Raw genomic sequence first — 16,268 nt, forward strand, 5'->3', positions numbered from 1 at the left:
GAATATGATGAAGGTGCCGGAAAAAGGAGGCGGAACCAATGTACATACTTATCACCGGGGCTAACCGGGGGTTGGGTTTTGAACTGGCGCTGGAAGCGCTTAAGAGAGGGCACAACGTCATAGCCGGAGCAAGAAATCCGGCGGAGAAAGAAGGGAAGCTGCAGCCGCTCTTGGACAAATATTCTGACCAGCTTCAGGTTGTTCGCCTGGATGTGCAGGACGAGGATACGATTGCCGCGGCTTCGGCAGAGCTTCGCAGGCAGGGGATTTCCCTGGACGCAATCATTAACAATGCTGCTATTTTGAAAGCAAGGGATACCCGGATCGAAGAGCTGGACATGAAGGATGTGGCCGAATCTTTTGACGTGAACCTGTTTGGTCCAATGAGGGTGGTCAAACATATGCTGCCGCTGCTGGCCGAGTCGGAAGCTTCCGTCATCAATATTTCTTCCGAGGCAGGAAGCTTAACGAATGCGTATCCCAACGACTATCCGTACGGGATCACCAAAACGGCGCTAAACATGTTTACGCTGCAGCTCAGCAGTTTGCTGAAGGACCGGGGCGTTCAGGTTCTGAGCGTGCATCCGGGCTGGATGCGGACCGATATGGGCGGAGAACAGGCCGCTATGGATCCCGCTGACAGCGCCACCGGCATGCTGGATTTGGCGGAAAGAAAGACGGCGCCCAAGTCGAGGTATCATTTTGTGAAATTTAACGGGGATGAAATGCCGATTTAACAACATTACAGGCATCCGAAAGGAGCGTTACCTAAATTGAATAAGATCGACGAAACAATCAAACCGGAGGATCGGGGCGTTACCAGCATTCTGGAGACGATCGATGTGCAGACTGGAGAAAGGCTCGTGCTGGCCGAGTTCGAAGAGCTGATCGAAGCGCCGAACTGGACCCGGGATGGACGCACCCTCATCTATAACAGCGGCGGATCGCTGTTTAAATTCGATTTGGAAACACGGGAGAGCACCCGGATGAATTCCGGTTTTGCGAACCACTGCAACAACGACCATGTCCTGTCGCCGGATAACCGGCGTGTAGCAGTCAGCCATCACACCAAGGAGGACGGGAAGTCCAGAATTTATATTTTCCCGATGGTAGGTGGAAAGCCGGAGCTGATCACGCCGATGGCGCCAAGTTATTTGCACGGCTGGTCGCCGGACGGCAGCAAGCTCGCTTACTGCGCGGAACGCGGCGGCGTATTTAATATCTATACGATCCCGGCCGAAGGCGGAGTAGAGACTCAGCTTACGCATACACCTGGTCTTGACGACGGGCCGGAATATTCGCCGGACGGCGCCCATATCTGGTTTAACTCCACGCGGACCGGCCTCATGCAGGTTTGGCGGATGAACCCGGACGGCAGCGAGCAAACGCAGGTGATGGAGGAAGACAGCAACAACTGGTTTCCGCATGTTTCCCCCGACGGCACCAAAGTGGTTTATATCGCTTACCGCAAAGGGGACGTGGACCCGGCGGATCATCCGCCGAACAAACAGGTCCAGCTTCGGATGATGGACTATGACGGCGGGAACGTCCGCGTATTGGCTGACTTGTTTGGAGGACAAGGGACGATCAACGTCAACTCCTGGTCCCCGGACAGCCGGCAGATTGCTTTCGTCAGCTACCGATTGAGAGGATAAGCCGAAAAAAGGCAAACACAAAGGCCCGCAGCAGATTCACTTGCTGTGGGCCTTTGCTTTATTTTCACGGTCAAAAGCGGTAAAGTTAACTGTTTGGTCCTTGGAAGGATCGAAAAAGCGGCTGTAAAAGTTCCGCTATATAACAAAGCTGTTGCAGCAGCTCCTTTCACCTTTATCAGGCCGTTACCAAGCGGCTACCGTGCCGTCTGTCCGGGAATCCGTCCCTCCGCAAAGCACGCCGGTTTCGGGATCCCGCCAGATGATCTGCCCGCGTCCGAAAGAACCGGAATCGAGCGTAATCCGGATATCATGCCCGAGCCGGGCGAGCGCCTGCGCGGTCGCGTTGGGAAAGGTCGGTTCGACAAGAACCGTTTTCCCGCCTGTCCACTGCCATCTTGGCGCATCCAAGGCGGCCTGGGGATGAAGGCCGTAGTCGATCGTATTCATCACTACCTGCATATGGCCCTGGGGCTGCATGTACCCGCCCATAACGCCAAACGGGCCGACGGCCTGGCCGTTTCTCGTCAGGAACCCGGGAATGATCGTATGATAAGTCCGTTTGCCGGGCTCCAGACGGTTCTCATGGCCGTCCTCAAGTGAGAAATCGCTGCCCCGGTTCTGCAGGGCGATCCCCGTTCCCGGCACCACAAGTCCCGAACCGAATCCCATGTAGTTGCTTTGGATAAAAGAAACCATGCTGCCTTCGCCATCGGCCGCCGCCAGGTACACCGTCCCGCTCGCATGCGGGTCGCCGGCTTCCGGCTCGAGCGCTGCGGCGCCGATCAGGCTGCGCCGACGGGCGCCGTATTCCTCGGACAGCAGGCGTTTTACGTCCGTGTTCATATGGCGGCTGTCCGTAATGTATTTCTGGCCGTCCGCGAAAGCCAGCTTCATCGCTTCGATCTGACGATGATAATGCCGGACTTCATCGGAACCCGTAAAATCAAAGCCCTTAACTATATTTAGCGCCATCAACGCTACAAGTCCCTGTCCGTTCGGCGGGATTTCCCATACGTCATAACCTCGGTAGGCCGTGCTGATCGGCTGCACCCACTCCGGCTGATAGGCCGCCAGATCGCTTGCCTGCAAGTAACCGCCGGCCTGCTGTACAAACTCCGCAATGCGTTCCGCAAGCTCCCCTCTGTAAAAGGCTTCCGCTCCCGTTTCGCCGATCAGTCGCAGTGTTCTTGCATGGTCCGGCGATCGCCACATTTCTCCGGGTTTGGGTGCACGGCCTGCCGGTGCGAAGGTGGTAAACCAAGGCTCATAATGGCTTTCAGTAAAAATTTCCTTGAAACGCGCATAAGCTTTTTCCCAGAAATAAGCGGCCGTCGGCGAAACGGGGAACCCGTTCTCCGCGTAATCAATGGCCGGCTGCAGCACCTCGCTCAAGGGCAGTCGTCCGAAACGGCGGGACAGCTCCGCCCAGCCGGCGGGTGTTCCCGGCACGGTGACGGGAATTGCGCCGTAAACAGGCATTTTCTTATGTCCGGCGGCCCTTACAGCTTCGCTTGAGATGGACAAGGGAGCGGGGCCGCTGGCATTGAGGCCGTGAAGCTTCCCATCCGTCCAGACCAGGGCGAAGGCATCGCTGCCAATGCCGTTTGCAGTTGGCTCTACGACAGTCAGCGCTGCCGCTGCCGCGATAGCGGCATCGATGGCGTTTCCGCCTTTTTTGAGGATGTCCAGTCCCGCCTGTGCTGCCAGAGGCTGAGAGGCCGCAACCATGCCTCCACGGGCGAAGAGAGGTCTCCGGTAGGCAGGATGGGGATGATGATAAGAATCAAACATACGGAAGCACCTCCCTTTTTTTCATTAAATTATGAAGGAATTTGCCGAAAACATCCAGTGAAAAATCAGCCATTTTAATTATCGGTCAGGAAGATTTCGAGAAAGTGTTTAGACACTCTTTTCGTTTGGTCCGGCATGCACTATACTGGGGAAGAATAAATTAAAGCGCTTTCTAACTAGGCAGTAAAAGCTGTTGTTAAGTGTTAAGTCTGGATCAGCTTTGCTTTCAGGGTGCTTGCTTTAGCTTTGACAACGGGGATGGGGGAATTTGAAATGGTTAACCTTAAGGTTACAGTTTGGAACGAATATCGGCATGAACGGGAAGATGAGAAGGTAGCAGAGATTTATCCGTCCGGCATTCACGAGGCCATCGGCGGCTATCTGGCTCAGGACGGCACATTGGAGATCCGCACAGCAACCCTTGATGAACCTGAACACGGGTTAACGGATGAAGTTTTGGCAGATACGGATGTGCTGATCTGGTGGGGGCATGTCGCTCATCATGAGGTGAGAGATGACATTGTGCAGAAGGTAAGAGATCGGGTTCTTGATGGCATGGGGCTTATCGTGCTTCACTCCGCTCATGCTTCGAAGATCTTTGAGATGCTGCTTGGAACCCATACCGGCCGGCTTAAATGGCGGGAGGAAGGCGAGAAGGAACGTTTATGGGTCGTTGAACCCAACCACCCGATTGCCGCCGGTTTAGGCGAATATATTGAACTGCCTCAGGAGGAAATGTATGGGGAGCGGTTCGAAATTCCGGCACCGGATGAACTGGTCTTCATTTCCTGGTTTGAAGGCGGGGAAGTGTTCCGCAGCGGCTGTTGTTACAAGCGGGGGAAAGGGAAGTTGTTTTACTTCCGTCCCGGGCATGAGTCATTTCCAACTTACCACCATCCGGATGTGATCAAAGTTATTGCCAATGCCGTACACTGGGCTGCGCCTGCAGCAGGTTCCCCGGTCACGTATGGCCGGGTAGAGCCTCTTGAGCCGCTTAAAGTGATGAAGCATGTCTGATTCGCAGTTTCTACGAATAGGAAGTTTAAGTCAACTAACAAGCCGTGTTCGCACGGCTTGTTTTTTATTTTTTGCGGAGAAGTATTTATCTCCTTAATGAATGACATGGCGTATTAATGGAAAAGCTTTAATTACCATAAAATGTATCTTCAGGAGGGGAATATGGAGAACTTCAGAGAGAAATTACGCAGCAGGCGTTATAAAGCCCATGTCAGTATACTCGGAACGACACAGCTGCATAAAAGGAACCCCTATACAATCGGTCTTTGGTCCTTGGCATTTCCCGGCTTTGGCCACTTGCTGCTTAACAAATATCTTCGGGGTTATGTGCTTGTGCTTTGGGAGATGTTTATCAATCAAAAGATTCATTTGAATGAAGCCATCATAGACACTTTTAACGGGAATTTTCAAGCCGCGCGCGAAGTGCTTGATCCCAATTTTACCTACCTCTATATTCCGGTTTATTTATTTGCGATCTGGGACAGCTATCGGACAGCCGTTGACATGAATAAGGTCTATCTTCTTGCCATGAGGGAGAATTCGCCCTTTAATGAATTCAGTATTGGTGCGCTGGAAGTCAATTATTTGGACAAACGAAAGCCGTGGGTGGCCGTGGTATGGTCCATGGGAGTTCCAAGTGTAGGACAGCTGTATTTGCATCGTATCGTGCTGGCTGTTTTTATTTTGATTACAACCATCGTGCTGGTTTGGGAGTCGCGTTTAATTTTGGGGCTGCATTACCTGATGCTCGGGGATATTTCAAGCTCTGCCAGGGCAGTGGACGCCCAGTGGGTGCTATATTTCCCTTCTTTTTATTTCTTTACTATGTACGATGCATATACGAATACGATAGAGAACAATAAGTTGTTTGATTCATCACTAAAAACGTTCCTGCTCGAGAAATATCAGCCGCAAGGCAAGCACATCAAGGTTGGAGAAAAGGTGAACTGATGCAAATCTTTGCTACTTACGAATATTCGTCGCTACTGGAAATCGTGATTACGGAGCTTGAGCAGAAGGGAATAACGGAGATTTATGCCGTTCCGCTGGAGCTTCGAAAAAAGGAACCCCGATTGATGGACAGCATTCATCGGTCCGACGGTTTGTCCTTTATTGATAAGGGCATGATCTTTGGTTTTATGCTGTCGACCATCGGGGCGAGCAAGGGATTTGTCTGGGCCGGTGGGCCGGTGGTTTGGGGATTGGCAGGAGCTGTAACCGGATTCGGACTCGGAATTGTGCTGAACTGGATTATTTACCTGGTGAAACGGCATAAGAATCAAAACGAGATTCGTAAAGGCAAGAAAGGAGATGTGATTCTCATCGTCACCTGTGAAGAGAACCAGATCTCAGTAGTAGAGGATATTTTGTGGGATCATAAAGCATTGGGGCTTGCCAAAACCAGATAAATCTGCGGATGCTTGTCGAAATCTTGCTCTCGTAGCTGAAACCCCTTTTAAGTTAACGTCACCTGAGGGTATACTTGGCCTCAGGAGGTGAAGAGAGTGCAACAGGAATTGTTTGACCGGATCTACGCATCTTTGGCCAAGAAGGAAACTACATATGATGGCATTTATTATACCTGCGTCAAAACGACCCGTATTTTTTGCCGCCCGTCCTGCCGCGCGAGAACACCTCTTCCCCGGAACATTCTATTTGTGACTACTGTACAAGAAGCGAGAAATGCAGGCTTTCGTCCGTGCAAACGCTGCCGGCCGGAGCTTCCGGGCAAGCAGAATCCGGATGAAAGGCTGGCGGCTGAAGTGAACAAGCTGCTGGCGAACAGCCTTCACCGTTCAATGACCCTCCAAGAGATTGCCGATGCGCTGGTCATTAGTCCTTTTCATCTGCAGAGACTGTATAAACGGATCACCGGCTCTACGCCTGCCGTTCATTTGCAGAAGCTCAGATTAGCCGAAGCCAGAAAAAGACTGGAGAGCAGCGATGGCGCTGACACGATCTCTGCCGTCGCAAAAGCGGTCGGATACCGCAGCCACTCTCATTTTTCGAGCTGGTTCTCCCAGGAGACGGGGATGACGCCCAGCGAATATCGCGAGGTTTATAAGGAGAGGAGTCAGGGACGATGACTAGATCTGTAATTTATTGGACACAACTGGAGCCGGGCAACGCCGCTTCATGGACATTTCTTGCGACAGAGCAAGGAATATGCCGGGTTCTGTACCCGGGAGATTCTCCGGATCGTTGGATCAGCTGGCTCAAGCGGCTGGCTCCGGGAGCGCAGCTGAAGGAGAACCGGGAAGCTATAGACAGGTTTGGGATTTTTGAGCTGTGGAACGATTATTTTAACGGGAAAAGGGTCTCTTTCGACTCGGTGCCGCTAAATGAATTAGGTACGCCGTTTCAACAGGAGGTCTGGGCCCAATTACGGCAGATTCCTTACGGCACGGTCTGGACCTACCGGGAGCTTGCTGCAGCCATCGGCCGCCCTCAGGCAGTCCGTGCGGTGGGAACGGCCAACGGGGCCAATCCGCTGCCGATTCTGGTGCCGTGCCACCGGGTAATCGGCTCAAACCGTACCTTGGTCGGTTACCGCGGAGGTTTAGCGATTAAGGAGATGCTGCTGCATCTGGAAGGAGTGGAGTCCATTGATTCAAAGGGACACGCCCGTTTCCAATTTTGAGTTGAGAATTCCAACGCCTGAAGGTTTTGATTTTGCCCACTGTCTGGACTATTTGGGAAGGTCTTCAGAAGAGTGCCTTTATGAAATTCATGAGCAGACGGTTCGAAAGCTGCTTGTCATAAACGACCGGAGTGTATTGCTTCAGGTGGGCAGTCAAGGGGGCCGTCTTCTAAAGGCAGTGGTTCTGCACGGGGGGCCGCTTACAGCTGCCGAACAGCAGACCGTTGAAGCGTATATCCGGAATTGGTTTGATCTGGAGCGAGACTTGGGGCCATTCTATATCCTGGCCGAAGAGGATGTTATGCTGAATGGGATTGCGAAGTCGTTTTACGGGTTGCGGATGGTAGGGATACCAGATCTGTTTGAGGCGCTTTGCTGGGCTGTCCTTGGCCAGCAGATCAATTTATCCTTTGCGTATGCGCTTAAGAAAAATATAACTTACGCCTACGGCAATCCTTTGGATTGGAACGGCCGCCGTTATTATAGCTTCCCGTCTGCCAAGCAGCTGCTCGCGACTTCGCCGGAAGAATTGGGAGCGATGAAAGTATCTCGCGCCAAAAGCGCCGCCCTGCTGGAAATCGCCCAAAGGATGGAGAGCGGGGAGTTATCCCGGGATCAGCTGATCCGTTTGGGCGACTATGATCAAATGGGCGAGCATCTTCAGCGTATCAAAGGAATCGGCCCCTGGACGTCCCATTATGTGCGGATGCGATGTCTGGGAGATCCGGGGGCCTTTCCGATTGGCGACGCAGGGCTGCGCAACGCTGTTAAATTGGCGGCGGGGCTTGAGGAGAAGCCCTCCGAAGCTTTTCTCCAGCAGCTCTTTGAACCCTGGAAGGGATGGGAGGCTTACGTTACCTTTTATTTATGGCGTACCTTATATTAATTCTTTGTGTACAAGTTCTTTCTGCGGAATTTCACGACAGAGCTGATGATCAGAAAGATAAGGAAAGCCAAGCAAACGCCAATACTCAGCCGGTTCTGTTCATCAAACAGGAACAAGACCGCAATAACGCCCAGGCAGGCAACCGCTACATAGTTGATGTAAGGAGCACCCCATAATCTAAAGGTCGGCTTAACCGGATAATTCCTGCGCAGCTTCAGCTGAGCAAGGCAAAACGTCATCCAGACGAGCAGGACCACAAAACCAGGTACCGCCATCAGCACGCGAAAGAGCTGGTCTTGAGCGAACAAGCCCAGCAGTGACCCGGCGATCAGAAGCACTGAAACCAGCTTCAATGTCTGATAAGGAACCCCCCGTTTCGATACTTGCGCCAGTTTGGAAGGCGCCTCCCCGGCGGCGGCCATGGCGTGCAGCATTCTTGTAGCTCCGTAAACCCCGGAGTTGGCTGCGGAAAGCACAGCGGTTACCAGAATGAAATTCATGACGTGGGCTGAGCCTTTCAGGCCGGTATAGTTCAGTACCTGAACAAAAGGACTGCTGTTTCCGCCAAGCTCATTCCATGGAATTAAGGCGCAGATGACGAGAATCGGGAGCGTGTAGAACAAAATAACCCGCAGGATAAAGCTGCCGACAAGGCGCGGGAGAATTTTATGCGAATTCTCGGTTTCCGTCAGCGTCAGACCAATCAGTTCGGACCCTCCGTAAGAGAAAGTGACGACCAGCAGAGCGGAGAAAATCGCTGTCCAGCCGTTCGGAAGGAACCCACCGTTCTCCGTTAAACGGCTTAGACCAGGAGCCGCGGCATCACCCCCTCCATGGATAACGCCAAAGAGAACCAGCACGCCAAGGATCACGAACAGGACAATCATGGCGATTTTGATGCCGGCCAGCCAGAACTCCACCTCTCCAAAGCTGTTAACGCTCATCAGGTTAATGAGAATAATCAGCGCCGCACAAGCCAGGCTCAGTATCCACAATGGGACGGAAGGAAGCCAATACTGCAGAAAGCTGCCTGCCGCAATAATCTCGATTACACAAACCGCCAGCCACATAAAGCAATAAAGCCAGCCAAGAATAAACGAGGTTCGTTCTCCGAAAGCTTCCCGCACAAAATCTTTCATGTTTCTGCCCGGGTACACCGTCGCCATTTCGGTCATGGCTCCCATGACCACCAGCAGGAGAAGCCCTGCCAGGATATAGGTAATGACAACCCCTGGACCGGCCAGGCCGATCGTCTCGGCGCTTCCTTTAAAGATGCCTGTTCCAATTACCCCTCCCATGGCCATTAAGGTAATATGCCGCGGCTGCAATCTTTTCTGAAGTTTATTGCGGTCTTCTCTGCTCATAACGTCCTCCTGCCAAAACGATAAACTTTTATTTAGTATTTTCCAGTATACAATCTCTTTACTAAAAATAATATGACCTTATCAGGATAAGTTGGTTTGGCGAATTTAAAAAGCGGATATTTCACAAGCAGGCAGGCCACTATCATAATCACTAAGTATAGTAAAGTATAGTATCTATCTTCGATATAATTAAGTGAAGATCTTTTCCCTTCTTCAAAACCGGCCTTAACTTATTTAAAATGTAAGCGTAACAAAAGAAAGACTGCAGGTGAAAATCACTGAAGAGACAAACACTAAGACAGGAGGAATTTCGGATGAAATACAGAAGACTCGGTGGCAGCGGCCTTAAGGTCAGTGAAATCAGTTTGGGAAGCTGGCTTACATACGGAGGTTACGTGGAACGCGAAAATGCGGTGAATTCCATCAAAACCGCCTATGAGCTGGGCATCAATTTCTTTGATACAGCCAATGTATATGAAAGAGGGGCTGCGGAGGAACTGGTCGGGCAGACGCTCAAGGCATACCCGCGCGAATCCTACGTGCTGGCAACCAAAGCTTTCGGAAAAATGGGCGAAGGTCCCAATGACAAAGGTTTGTCCCGCAAGCACATTATTGAGCAGGCAAACGCCAGCCTGAAACGTTTAGGACATGATTACGTGGATATTTTTTACTGCCATCGTTATGACACGGAGACACCGCTTCATGAAACGCTTCGTGCGATTGACGATCTTGTCCGCCAAGGCAAGGTGCTGTATGTGGGTGTGAGCGAGTGGCAGGCTTCCCAAATGGCTGAAGCGCTGGCGCTTGCCGATCGTTATCTGCTGGACCGCATCGTCGTGAACCAGCCGATCTACAACATGTTTAACCGATATATTGAACAAGAAGTTATTCCGCTCGGCGAACGTTCCGGTATTGGACAAGTGGTCTTTTCGCCGCTGGCACAGGGCCTGCTGACAGGCAAATATACCTCGGTTTCAGATCTCCCGCAGGACAGCCGCGCGGCCAAGCTGGAAGGCATGCGCAAGGGAATCACCGAGGAGAAGATCAACAAAGTGCGTGAGCTTGAACATGTGGCGGGTGAGCTGGGCATCAGCGTCAGCACGCTTGCGTTGGCCTGGATTCTGCGCCAGCCGAACGTAGCCAGTGCTTTAATCGGAGCAAGCCGTCCGGAGCAGGTGACAGAAAACGCCAAAGCTTCAGGTATCGAGCTAAGCGAAGAGGTTCTGAACCGGATTGAGGAAATTTTGAAGTAGGTTCATTATAGGGAGGGGTTAGAACTGTGGCGAAGGCGAAGGTAATTATTACGGGCGGAAGCGGCATGCTGGGCCGCTGGGTCGTCAAACATTTTGTTGAACAAGGCTACGAGGTGCTGAATGTAGACACGCGCCGTCCCGAAGAAGAAATTTGTCCCACTTTGATCGTCGATCTGGAGAATCTGGGTGAGACCTACAGTGCTTTGGCCGGAGCCGACGCGGTTGTTCATCTGGCCGCTATTCCGGCAGCACATATCCGGACACCGGAGGTCACTTTCCGCAACAATGTGATGTCCACGTACAATGTTCTGGAAGCAGCAGCCGGTCTTGGAATCCGCAAAGCGGTTATCGCTTCCAGCGAGTCTTCGTATGGGATTGTGTTTGCTGTTAACCCGCCGTCTCCACGGTATGTACCGGTTGATGAAGCTCATCCGCAGCTGCCGGAAGACAGCTACGGGTTGTCCAAGGTTGTGAACGAGAAAACAGCGGAGATGTTTCATCGGCGGACCGGCATGCAGGTCGTATCGCTGCGCCTTGGCAACGTCATTCCTCCGGAATGGTATGCACGATTCCCTTCCTTTATTGATAAGCCTGAGGAACGGGATCGGATTCTTTGGAGCTACATTGATACACGCGACGCCGCCGTTGCCTGCAGGCTGGCAATTGAAACGGATGGCCTTGGCGCCGTTGCCTTAAACATTGCGTCGGATGATTCCAGCATGAATGTTCGCAGCCGCGAGCTGATATCTGCCCGTTATCCCGGCGTAACCGATATTCGGGCACCGCTTGAGGGTTATGAAACCCTGCTCAGCAATGAACAAGCGAAAAAGCTGCTTGGCTGGCAGCCGACGCACAAGTGGCGCGAAGAGGTTGGGATACAGAGATCGGTATAAAGAAAAGGTAGAATAGAGAAAAGGTAAAATTGAGAAAAGGTAGAATACCATCGGGTTCTTTGATGTGAACGGCGCCCGGCTATCCGTCTTAGACATTGTCCATTTCACTTCGAACCTCTATACTAGGAGCAATACATAGTGAGGGGCTGAGTTGTCTTGGAGATTACAAAGGATGATTTGACCGGCGCGGCCGTCATTGCGCTGCTGGAGGAGCATTTACAGGATATGTTTGCTACTTCTCCGCCGGAAAGCGTACATGCGCTTGATCTTGAAGGCTTGAGAAAGCCGGAAATGACCTTCTGGACAGCTTGGGAGGGGAACGAACTGCTCGGCTGCGGGGCGTTAAAGGAATTGGATGCCGGGCATGGTGAAATCAAGTCGATGAGGACTTCTTCCGGCCACAAGCGCAAGGGCGTAGCGGAAGCGATGCTGAACCACATTCTTCAGGCGGCCCGCGAAAGAGGCTACAAACGGCTCAGTCTGGAGACCGGTTCCATGGCTTTTTTTGAACCGGCGCGCAAGCTATATGAGAAGCTGGGATTTGGTTACTGCGAACCGTTCGCCCATTATACTGACGATCCGAACAGCGCATTTATGACCAAGGAAATTTAATTTAGAGTGTTGCAAGCCGAATAAGAGTGAGGGAGCATACCTGACGTAAGCCAGGATGCTCCTTTTTTGTCTTTCTGGCCCGCTTAACTAGGACTGAATTAATGTCACGTATAACACGGATTTCGAATGTTCTCCACTCCGGTAAGAGAATTCCTCTTCTCCCGATACCCGAATGGCCTGTCCATGAGCGATCTCGACGCCTTGCCCGTCTGCGTATACCGTCCCAGCTCCTTCCAGCAGCGTGGCGTAAAGACAAGCTCCCGGATGTTTATGAACGGGCAGCTGCTGCCCCGGGTCGAAAGTCAGTACAAACACCACACGTCCCGGTTCTTGAAACAGGATCTTTTTGGTGAACGGGCTGTTTGGGTAGGGATGAGGATGGGGCCCGGCCGAAAAATGTTGGATATCCATAGGTTTTACACTCCTTTGCTTATTCCTGTACTTATATCGTACGTTCCTGCCGCACTTCAAATTGTGATTATGATCACAAAGTTGGCAGTTTGGCGATGGTAATTTGGAAGCAAGCCAAGCCAACCTTTTTAGACAAGGGTTGGAAATCAGGAGGGGAACGTCCATGAGCGAGTTGATTAACAACCGGGAACATTACAAAGAAGCCAATGCCGAACGGCTGGCCGCCCTAAAAGAGATCATCAAAGAATTGCATAACGGAACCAGTGTGGAAGAGGTTCAAGACCGTTTTCACCAAGCTGCAGGGGACATTTCGGTCGCTGAAATTTCAGCCTTGGAACAGTCTCTGATGGAGGAAGAGGGCATCCCGGTAGAAGAGGTGCAGCGGCTGTGCAGCGTTCATGCGGCCGTATTTAAAGGTTCTATTCAGGAAATCCATAGATCCGCTAAACCGGAGGAACAGCCGGGTCACCCTGTCCATGTGTTCAAGATGGAAAATCAGGAAATCGACCGGCTTGTCCGCTTTACGATTTCACTGCATGCCGGGCGGTTCCGGGAAGACGATAACGAGCAAAACCGCCTCAAGCTGCTCGCTGACCTCGGACTGCTTTACGATGTGGATAAGCATTACAGCCGTAAAGAGAATCTGCTGTTTCCTTTTCTTGAGAAGTACGGCATTCATGGACCAACCAAAGTGATGTGGGGAGTAGATGACGGAATTCGTCTGGGCATCAAGGAGCTGAAAGCCAAGCTGACAGACTATAACGGAGATCGTGAAGGCTTGCTTGGGCTGCTGGACCGGGTGATGAACGAAGTGAACGACATGATCTTTAAGGAGGAACATATTTTACTGCCGATGGCCCTTGAGAAATTAACGGAAGATGAGTGGGTTCAAATCGCTGCCGAAACCGAAGAAATCGGGTACTGCCTTATTTCACCGGAGCAGCGGTGGATTCCGGAACGTGCCCCGGAACCCTTTGAGGCAGGGGAGCAGGAACAACCAGGGGCAGCGTCTGAAAAGTCTCCGGAAGAACAGCTGGAAGAACGTTCGAGAGAACATTCGTCTGGACACTCGGTGGAACACGCGACAGAACGCTTGGAAAAAAGCTCGGATGCAGGGGCCATTTCCCAAGGCCTGATACGCATGGCTACAGGGGTGCTGTCCTTAACCCAGCTTGAGACGATGCTTAACCATTTGCCGGTGGATTTAACCTTTATTGACGATCAGGACGTTGTCCGTTATTTCTCGCACGGCAAGGAACGTATCTTTGCCCGGACCAAAGCGGTCATTGGCCGTACCGTACAGAACTGTCATCCGCCTCAAAGCGTGCATATTGTGAACAAACTGCTGGAAGACTTCAAATCCGGTGCCAAAGATGTGGAGGATTTCTGGATTCCGTTCAAGGATAAATTTGTATACATTCGTTATTTCGCCGTTAGAGATGAAGCGGGCAAATATCTGGGAACGCTCGAATTCACCCAAAATATCCACCCGATCCGGGAGTTGGAAGGACAGAAACGAATTCTTTCTTGATTTGATTAAAGAGGCAGATCTCAATGCCGGCCACCGCGAGTGCCGGAGCATCGTTGATGCCATTGCCAACCAAGGCGGCCGTGGTTCGCCCGATTAACGGCCGCCTTGGCGCGTTTGAATTTTAAGCAGCCGGTTTATGGTTTCTCTCCTTAAGCCGATCAGCTGCCCGATTTCACTTTGGGTCAGAATATCGGTGAGGGAAGCCGGCTGAATAAACGTATGAAACCAGGACTGCAGCTGAGCCAGCTTATCGGCCGGCGATATTTCGGTCAGCTGGTCGATTCGCTGCTGCATCATGCGCAGTTTGTCCTGGAGCTGGAGAGCAATGGTGCGGTAACGCTCCGGATTCTGCTCCAGCTGCTGATACCATTCGCTGCTTGGAATTCTCTCCACTTCACACGGAATAAGTGCAACGGCTGTCCCGTAGTAGGGATTAGGGCTGATTAAGGAATGGTGCGGAATGGTTTCACCCGGCACAATGACGTTTACCAGAAATTCCGAACCGTCCTCATGGACGCGGACAATTTTCAGCATTCCGCTCTTCAAGTGGAATAATGGACCTGACTCGCCTTGACGAAATAGGATTTCGCCTTTATGTAATTGGATCATAATGCCTCCTGTAAAATAAGATAGGGTTTGGCTTCCGTTCTAGCCATCTGCCAATTGTCTGATGATCCGGGCAAGCTGCTTCATTCCGTGTTCCATCTCAGGCAATGAAGCATAAGCGTAGGACAATCGCAGATGACGGTGATCGTTCCGGTCGTAGAGATAGCCGGGATTCAGCAGAATTCCCTGCTCCAATGCCGTTTCAAACAGCTTGGCCATCGAAAGGGCGGGAAGCAGCCGAAGCCAGATGTAGAATCCCCCCTGCGGAATCTCCCACACCGCCAGATCCCCGAAATCCCGCTCAAGCCATTCTAGCATAAAATCACGTCTTCTCTTCAATTCCATCCGAAGGTGTTCAAGATGCTCCTGATAGTATCCGGCGGACATCCATTGGGCAACCGTTAATTGGGACAATGAACTTGAGCCGTAATCGGTCTGCATTTTAATGTCGGCCAAACGGTCGATGACGGATTCGGGTCCCGCCACCCAGCCGATCCGCAAACCTGGACTGAGCGTCTTTGAGGTACTGCCCATATAGAGGACAAGTCCTTTCTTATCCATCGCTTTAAGAGGGGGCGGGGGAGGGATGTCAAACCACAAATCCCGGTACACATCGTCTTCTATGATCGGCAGTTGAACCTGTTCGCATGCCTTTAAGAGCTCCAATCGCCTGGAGGCTGGCATTAGCAGACCAGTTGGGTTCTGATAAGAAGGGATGGTATAAAGAAGCGCAGCCTGCTGCTTCTTCTTCTGTTCCTCAACCCGCTGCACGCAAATTCCCTTCTCATCCATGGGAAGACCGGTCAGCCCGATTCCGGCAGATTGGAACACATGCAGCGAGTTCAGATAGGACGGATTCTCCAGCAGGATCGACGATCCCGGCTGCAACAATCCGACTGCAACGAGCTGAAGCGCCTGAAGAGCTCCGGACACGATCAGGATGGAAGAAGGGGAGACCTCCATCCCGGTTCTCTCCAAATGACTGCTGATCTGCTCTCTTAAAGGCAGCAGTCCTTTCGGCTCACTGTATCCGAGCGAATCGATATTCCCCGACAGGCTGGCAAGCGCCTGCCGCATCTTCTCCCGGGGGAACAATTCCGGGGAAGGCTCGCCTGTTCCAAGCCGGATGATCCCTGGGATGAACTCCGCTTTGTTGATTATTTGGATTGCAGGAACATTGGGAGGGTGGATGCCTGATTGAACATAGGCATTCCAGTCGGGAGGCGGCGGAGAAGCAAGCAGGGACCAGCTGTTGTTGACGACGACCGTACCCTGGCCTCTTTTTCCTTCCAGCAATCCTTCCGCAATCAGCTCCTCGACCGCCGTTACAATCGTGCTGCGGTTCACGTTCCAGGCGTCTGCCATCACACGCTGCGGAGGAATTCGACTGCCGACTGGCCATTCGCCGGTTTGAATTTTATGCAGGAGGAAAAGCTTGATCTGCAAATACAGCGGCGTTGTGGACAGCTTGTCGGGCTGCCAATCGGGTATATACAAAGAAGTCACTTCCTCGAACCTATTTCCTTCATTGTACCTGTTGGTTGGGTCAGCAGCAATCCAATTGGTTGGATACGAGCCGGAAATTTGCGGTTACAATGAGAGACGTGC

At 52.0% G+C, this 16,268-nt stretch carries 17 protein-coding genes; 12 read left to right on the forward strand and 5 right to left on the reverse strand.

Going from position 1 to position 16,268, the window contains the following annotated elements; genetic code table 11:
* Positions 1-38 precede the first annotated feature (38 nt).
* Positions 39-737: an SDR family oxidoreductase gene (locus tag CBE73_RS02465; protein ID WP_094092850.1), complete on the forward strand. Its 699-nt coding sequence runs from the start codon at positions 39-41 to the stop codon at positions 735-737.
* A gap of 36 nt (positions 738-773) precedes the next feature.
* Positions 774-1,655: a TolB family protein gene (locus tag CBE73_RS02470; protein ID WP_094092851.1), complete on the forward strand. Its 882-nt coding sequence runs from the start codon at positions 774-776 to the stop codon at positions 1,653-1,655.
* Positions 1,656-1,838: 183 nt separating this feature from the next.
* Here the strand turns inward: CBE73_RS02470 and ggt are convergent, their stop codons facing one another.
* Positions 1,839-3,446: a gamma-glutamyltransferase gene (gene ggt, locus CBE73_RS02475; protein ID WP_094092852.1), complete on the reverse strand. Its 1,608-nt coding sequence runs from the start codon at positions 3,444-3,446 to the stop codon at positions 1,839-1,841.
* Between the two features lie 273 nt (positions 3,447-3,719).
* Between ggt and CBE73_RS02480 the strand changes: the two genes are divergently transcribed.
* From CBE73_RS02480 to CBE73_RS02505, 6 genes are all read left to right on the forward strand, one after another.
* Positions 3,720-4,463 (forward strand): ThuA domain-containing protein, encoded by a 744-nt coding sequence (locus CBE73_RS02480; protein WP_094092853.1) that lies wholly within the window; start codon positions 3,720-3,722, stop codon positions 4,461-4,463.
* A 162-nt stretch (positions 4,464-4,625) separates the two neighbouring features.
* Complete coding sequence (locus CBE73_RS02485; RefSeq protein WP_094092854.1) at positions 4,626-5,414, forward strand: hypothetical protein; 789 nt, start codon at positions 4,626-4,628, stop codon at positions 5,412-5,414.
* Positions 5,414-5,872 carry a YfiM family lipoprotein gene (locus CBE73_RS02490; RefSeq protein ID WP_094092855.1) on the forward strand — a complete coding sequence of 153 codons (459 nt, stop codon included), beginning with the start codon at positions 5,414-5,416 and terminating at the stop codon, positions 5,870-5,872. The genes CBE73_RS02485 and CBE73_RS02490 overlap by 1 nt, the downstream gene beginning before the upstream one ends.
* 96 nt (positions 5,873-5,968) lie before the next feature.
* Complete coding sequence (locus tag CBE73_RS02495) at positions 5,969-6,550, forward strand: Ada metal-binding domain-containing protein (RefSeq protein WP_094092856.1); 582 nt, start codon at positions 5,969-5,971, stop codon at positions 6,548-6,550.
* Positions 6,547-7,104 carry a methylated-DNA--[protein]-cysteine S-methyltransferase gene (locus tag CBE73_RS02500; protein ID WP_094092857.1) on the forward strand — a complete coding sequence of 186 codons (558 nt, stop codon included), beginning with the start codon at positions 6,547-6,549 and terminating at the stop codon, positions 7,102-7,104. The genes CBE73_RS02495 and CBE73_RS02500 overlap by 4 nt, the downstream gene beginning before the upstream one ends.
* Entirely contained in the window at positions 7,070-7,990 is a 921-nt protein-coding gene (locus tag CBE73_RS02505) for a DNA-3-methyladenine glycosylase family protein (protein ID WP_229752561.1), read from the forward strand. The genes CBE73_RS02500 and CBE73_RS02505 overlap by 35 nt, the downstream gene beginning before the upstream one ends.
* Here the strand turns inward: CBE73_RS02505 and CBE73_RS02510 are convergent.
* Positions 7,987-9,354, reverse strand: a complete 1,368-nt coding sequence (locus CBE73_RS02510) for an amino acid permease (protein ID WP_094092858.1) — start codon at positions 9,352-9,354, stop codon at positions 7,987-7,989. The genes CBE73_RS02505 and CBE73_RS02510 overlap by 4 nt on opposite strands.
* Before the next feature lie 314 nt (positions 9,355-9,668).
* Between CBE73_RS02510 and CBE73_RS02515 the strand changes: the two genes are divergently transcribed.
* The 3 genes from CBE73_RS02515 to CBE73_RS02525 all read left to right on the forward strand — a co-directional run bounded on the left by CBE73_RS02515 (position 9,669) and on the right by CBE73_RS02525 (position 12,112).
* Entirely contained in the window at positions 9,669-10,607 is a 939-nt protein-coding gene (locus CBE73_RS02515) for an aldo/keto reductase family protein (protein WP_094092859.1), read from the forward strand.
* 26 nt (positions 10,608-10,633) lie between these two features.
* Positions 10,634-11,500, forward strand: coding sequence for an NAD-dependent epimerase/dehydratase family protein (locus CBE73_RS02520; protein WP_268237136.1), 867 nt, complete (start codon positions 10,634-10,636; stop codon positions 11,498-11,500).
* A gap of 156 nt (positions 11,501-11,656) precedes the next feature.
* The gene (locus CBE73_RS02525) at positions 11,657-12,112 is read left to right on the forward strand and encodes a GNAT family N-acetyltransferase (RefSeq protein ID WP_094092860.1); all 456 of its coding nucleotides are present in this window, start codon (positions 11,657-11,659) and stop codon (positions 12,110-12,112) included.
* Positions 12,113-12,199: 87 nt separating this feature from the next.
* Here the strand turns inward: CBE73_RS02525 and CBE73_RS02530 are convergent, their stop codons facing one another.
* A complete protein-coding gene (locus tag CBE73_RS02530) occupies positions 12,200-12,523 on the reverse strand; it encodes a cupin domain-containing protein (protein ID WP_094092861.1) in 324 nt (107 codons plus the stop codon).
* A 163-nt stretch (positions 12,524-12,686) separates the two neighbouring features.
* Between CBE73_RS02530 and CBE73_RS02535 the strand changes: the two genes are divergently transcribed.
* On the forward strand, positions 12,687-14,054 hold the full coding sequence (locus CBE73_RS02535) for a DUF438 domain-containing protein (protein ID WP_094092862.1): 1,368 nt from the start codon (positions 12,687-12,689) through the stop codon (positions 14,052-14,054).
* Positions 14,055-14,147: 93 nt separating this feature from the next.
* Here the strand turns inward: CBE73_RS02535 and CBE73_RS02540 are convergent, their stop codons facing one another.
* Together CBE73_RS02540 and pdxR are read right to left on the reverse strand one after the other, a co-directional pair.
* The gene (locus tag CBE73_RS02540) at positions 14,148-14,660 is read right to left on the reverse strand and encodes a Crp/Fnr family transcriptional regulator (RefSeq protein ID WP_094096094.1); all 513 of its coding nucleotides are present in this window, start codon (positions 14,658-14,660) and stop codon (positions 14,148-14,150) included.
* Between the two features lie 42 nt (positions 14,661-14,702).
* On the reverse strand, positions 14,703-16,157 hold the full coding sequence (gene pdxR, locus CBE73_RS02545; RefSeq protein WP_094092863.1) for a MocR-like pyridoxine biosynthesis transcription factor PdxR: 1,455 nt from the start codon (positions 16,155-16,157) through the stop codon (positions 14,703-14,705).
* Positions 16,158-16,268: the final 111 nt, after the last annotated feature.

It is taken from the genome of Paenibacillus physcomitrellae (assembly GCF_002240225.1).
Taxonomy (GTDB): Bacteria; Bacillota; Bacilli; order Paenibacillales; family Paenibacillaceae; genus Fontibacillus; species Fontibacillus physcomitrellae.

Excerpts from the sequence above, each read along its gene's own strand:
- CBE73_RS02510 (WP_094092858.1), bottom strand. The coding sequence starts at position 9,354 with ATGAGCAGAGAAGACCGCAATAAACTTCAGAAAAGATTGCAGCCGCGG.
- CBE73_RS02530 (WP_094092861.1), bottom strand. The coding sequence starts at position 12,523 with ATGGATATCCAACATTTTTCGGCCGGGCCCCATCCTCATCCCTACCCA.
- CBE73_RS02515 (WP_094092859.1), top strand. The coding sequence starts at position 9,669 with ATGAAATACAGAAGACTCGGTGGCAGCGGCCTTAAGGTCAGTGAAATC.
- CBE73_RS02535 (WP_094092862.1), top strand. The coding sequence starts at position 12,687 with ATGAGCGAGTTGATTAACAACCGGGAACATTACAAAGAAGCCAATGCC.
- CBE73_RS02490 (WP_094092855.1), top strand. The coding sequence starts at position 5,414 with ATGCAAATCTTTGCTACTTACGAATATTCGTCGCTACTGGAAATCGTG.
- CBE73_RS02480 (WP_094092853.1), top strand. The coding sequence starts at position 3,720 with ATGGTTAACCTTAAGGTTACAGTTTGGAACGAATATCGGCATGAACGG.
- CBE73_RS02485 (WP_094092854.1), top strand. The coding sequence starts at position 4,626 with ATGGAGAACTTCAGAGAGAAATTACGCAGCAGGCGTTATAAAGCCCAT.
- CBE73_RS02465 (WP_094092850.1), top strand. The coding sequence starts at position 39 with ATGTACATACTTATCACCGGGGCTAACCGGGGGTTGGGTTTTGAACTG.
- CBE73_RS02500 (WP_094092857.1), top strand. The coding sequence starts at position 6,547 with ATGACTAGATCTGTAATTTATTGGACACAACTGGAGCCGGGCAACGCC.
- ggt (WP_094092852.1), bottom strand. The coding sequence starts at position 3,446 with ATGTTTGATTCTTATCATCATCCCCATCCTGCCTACCGGAGACCTCTC.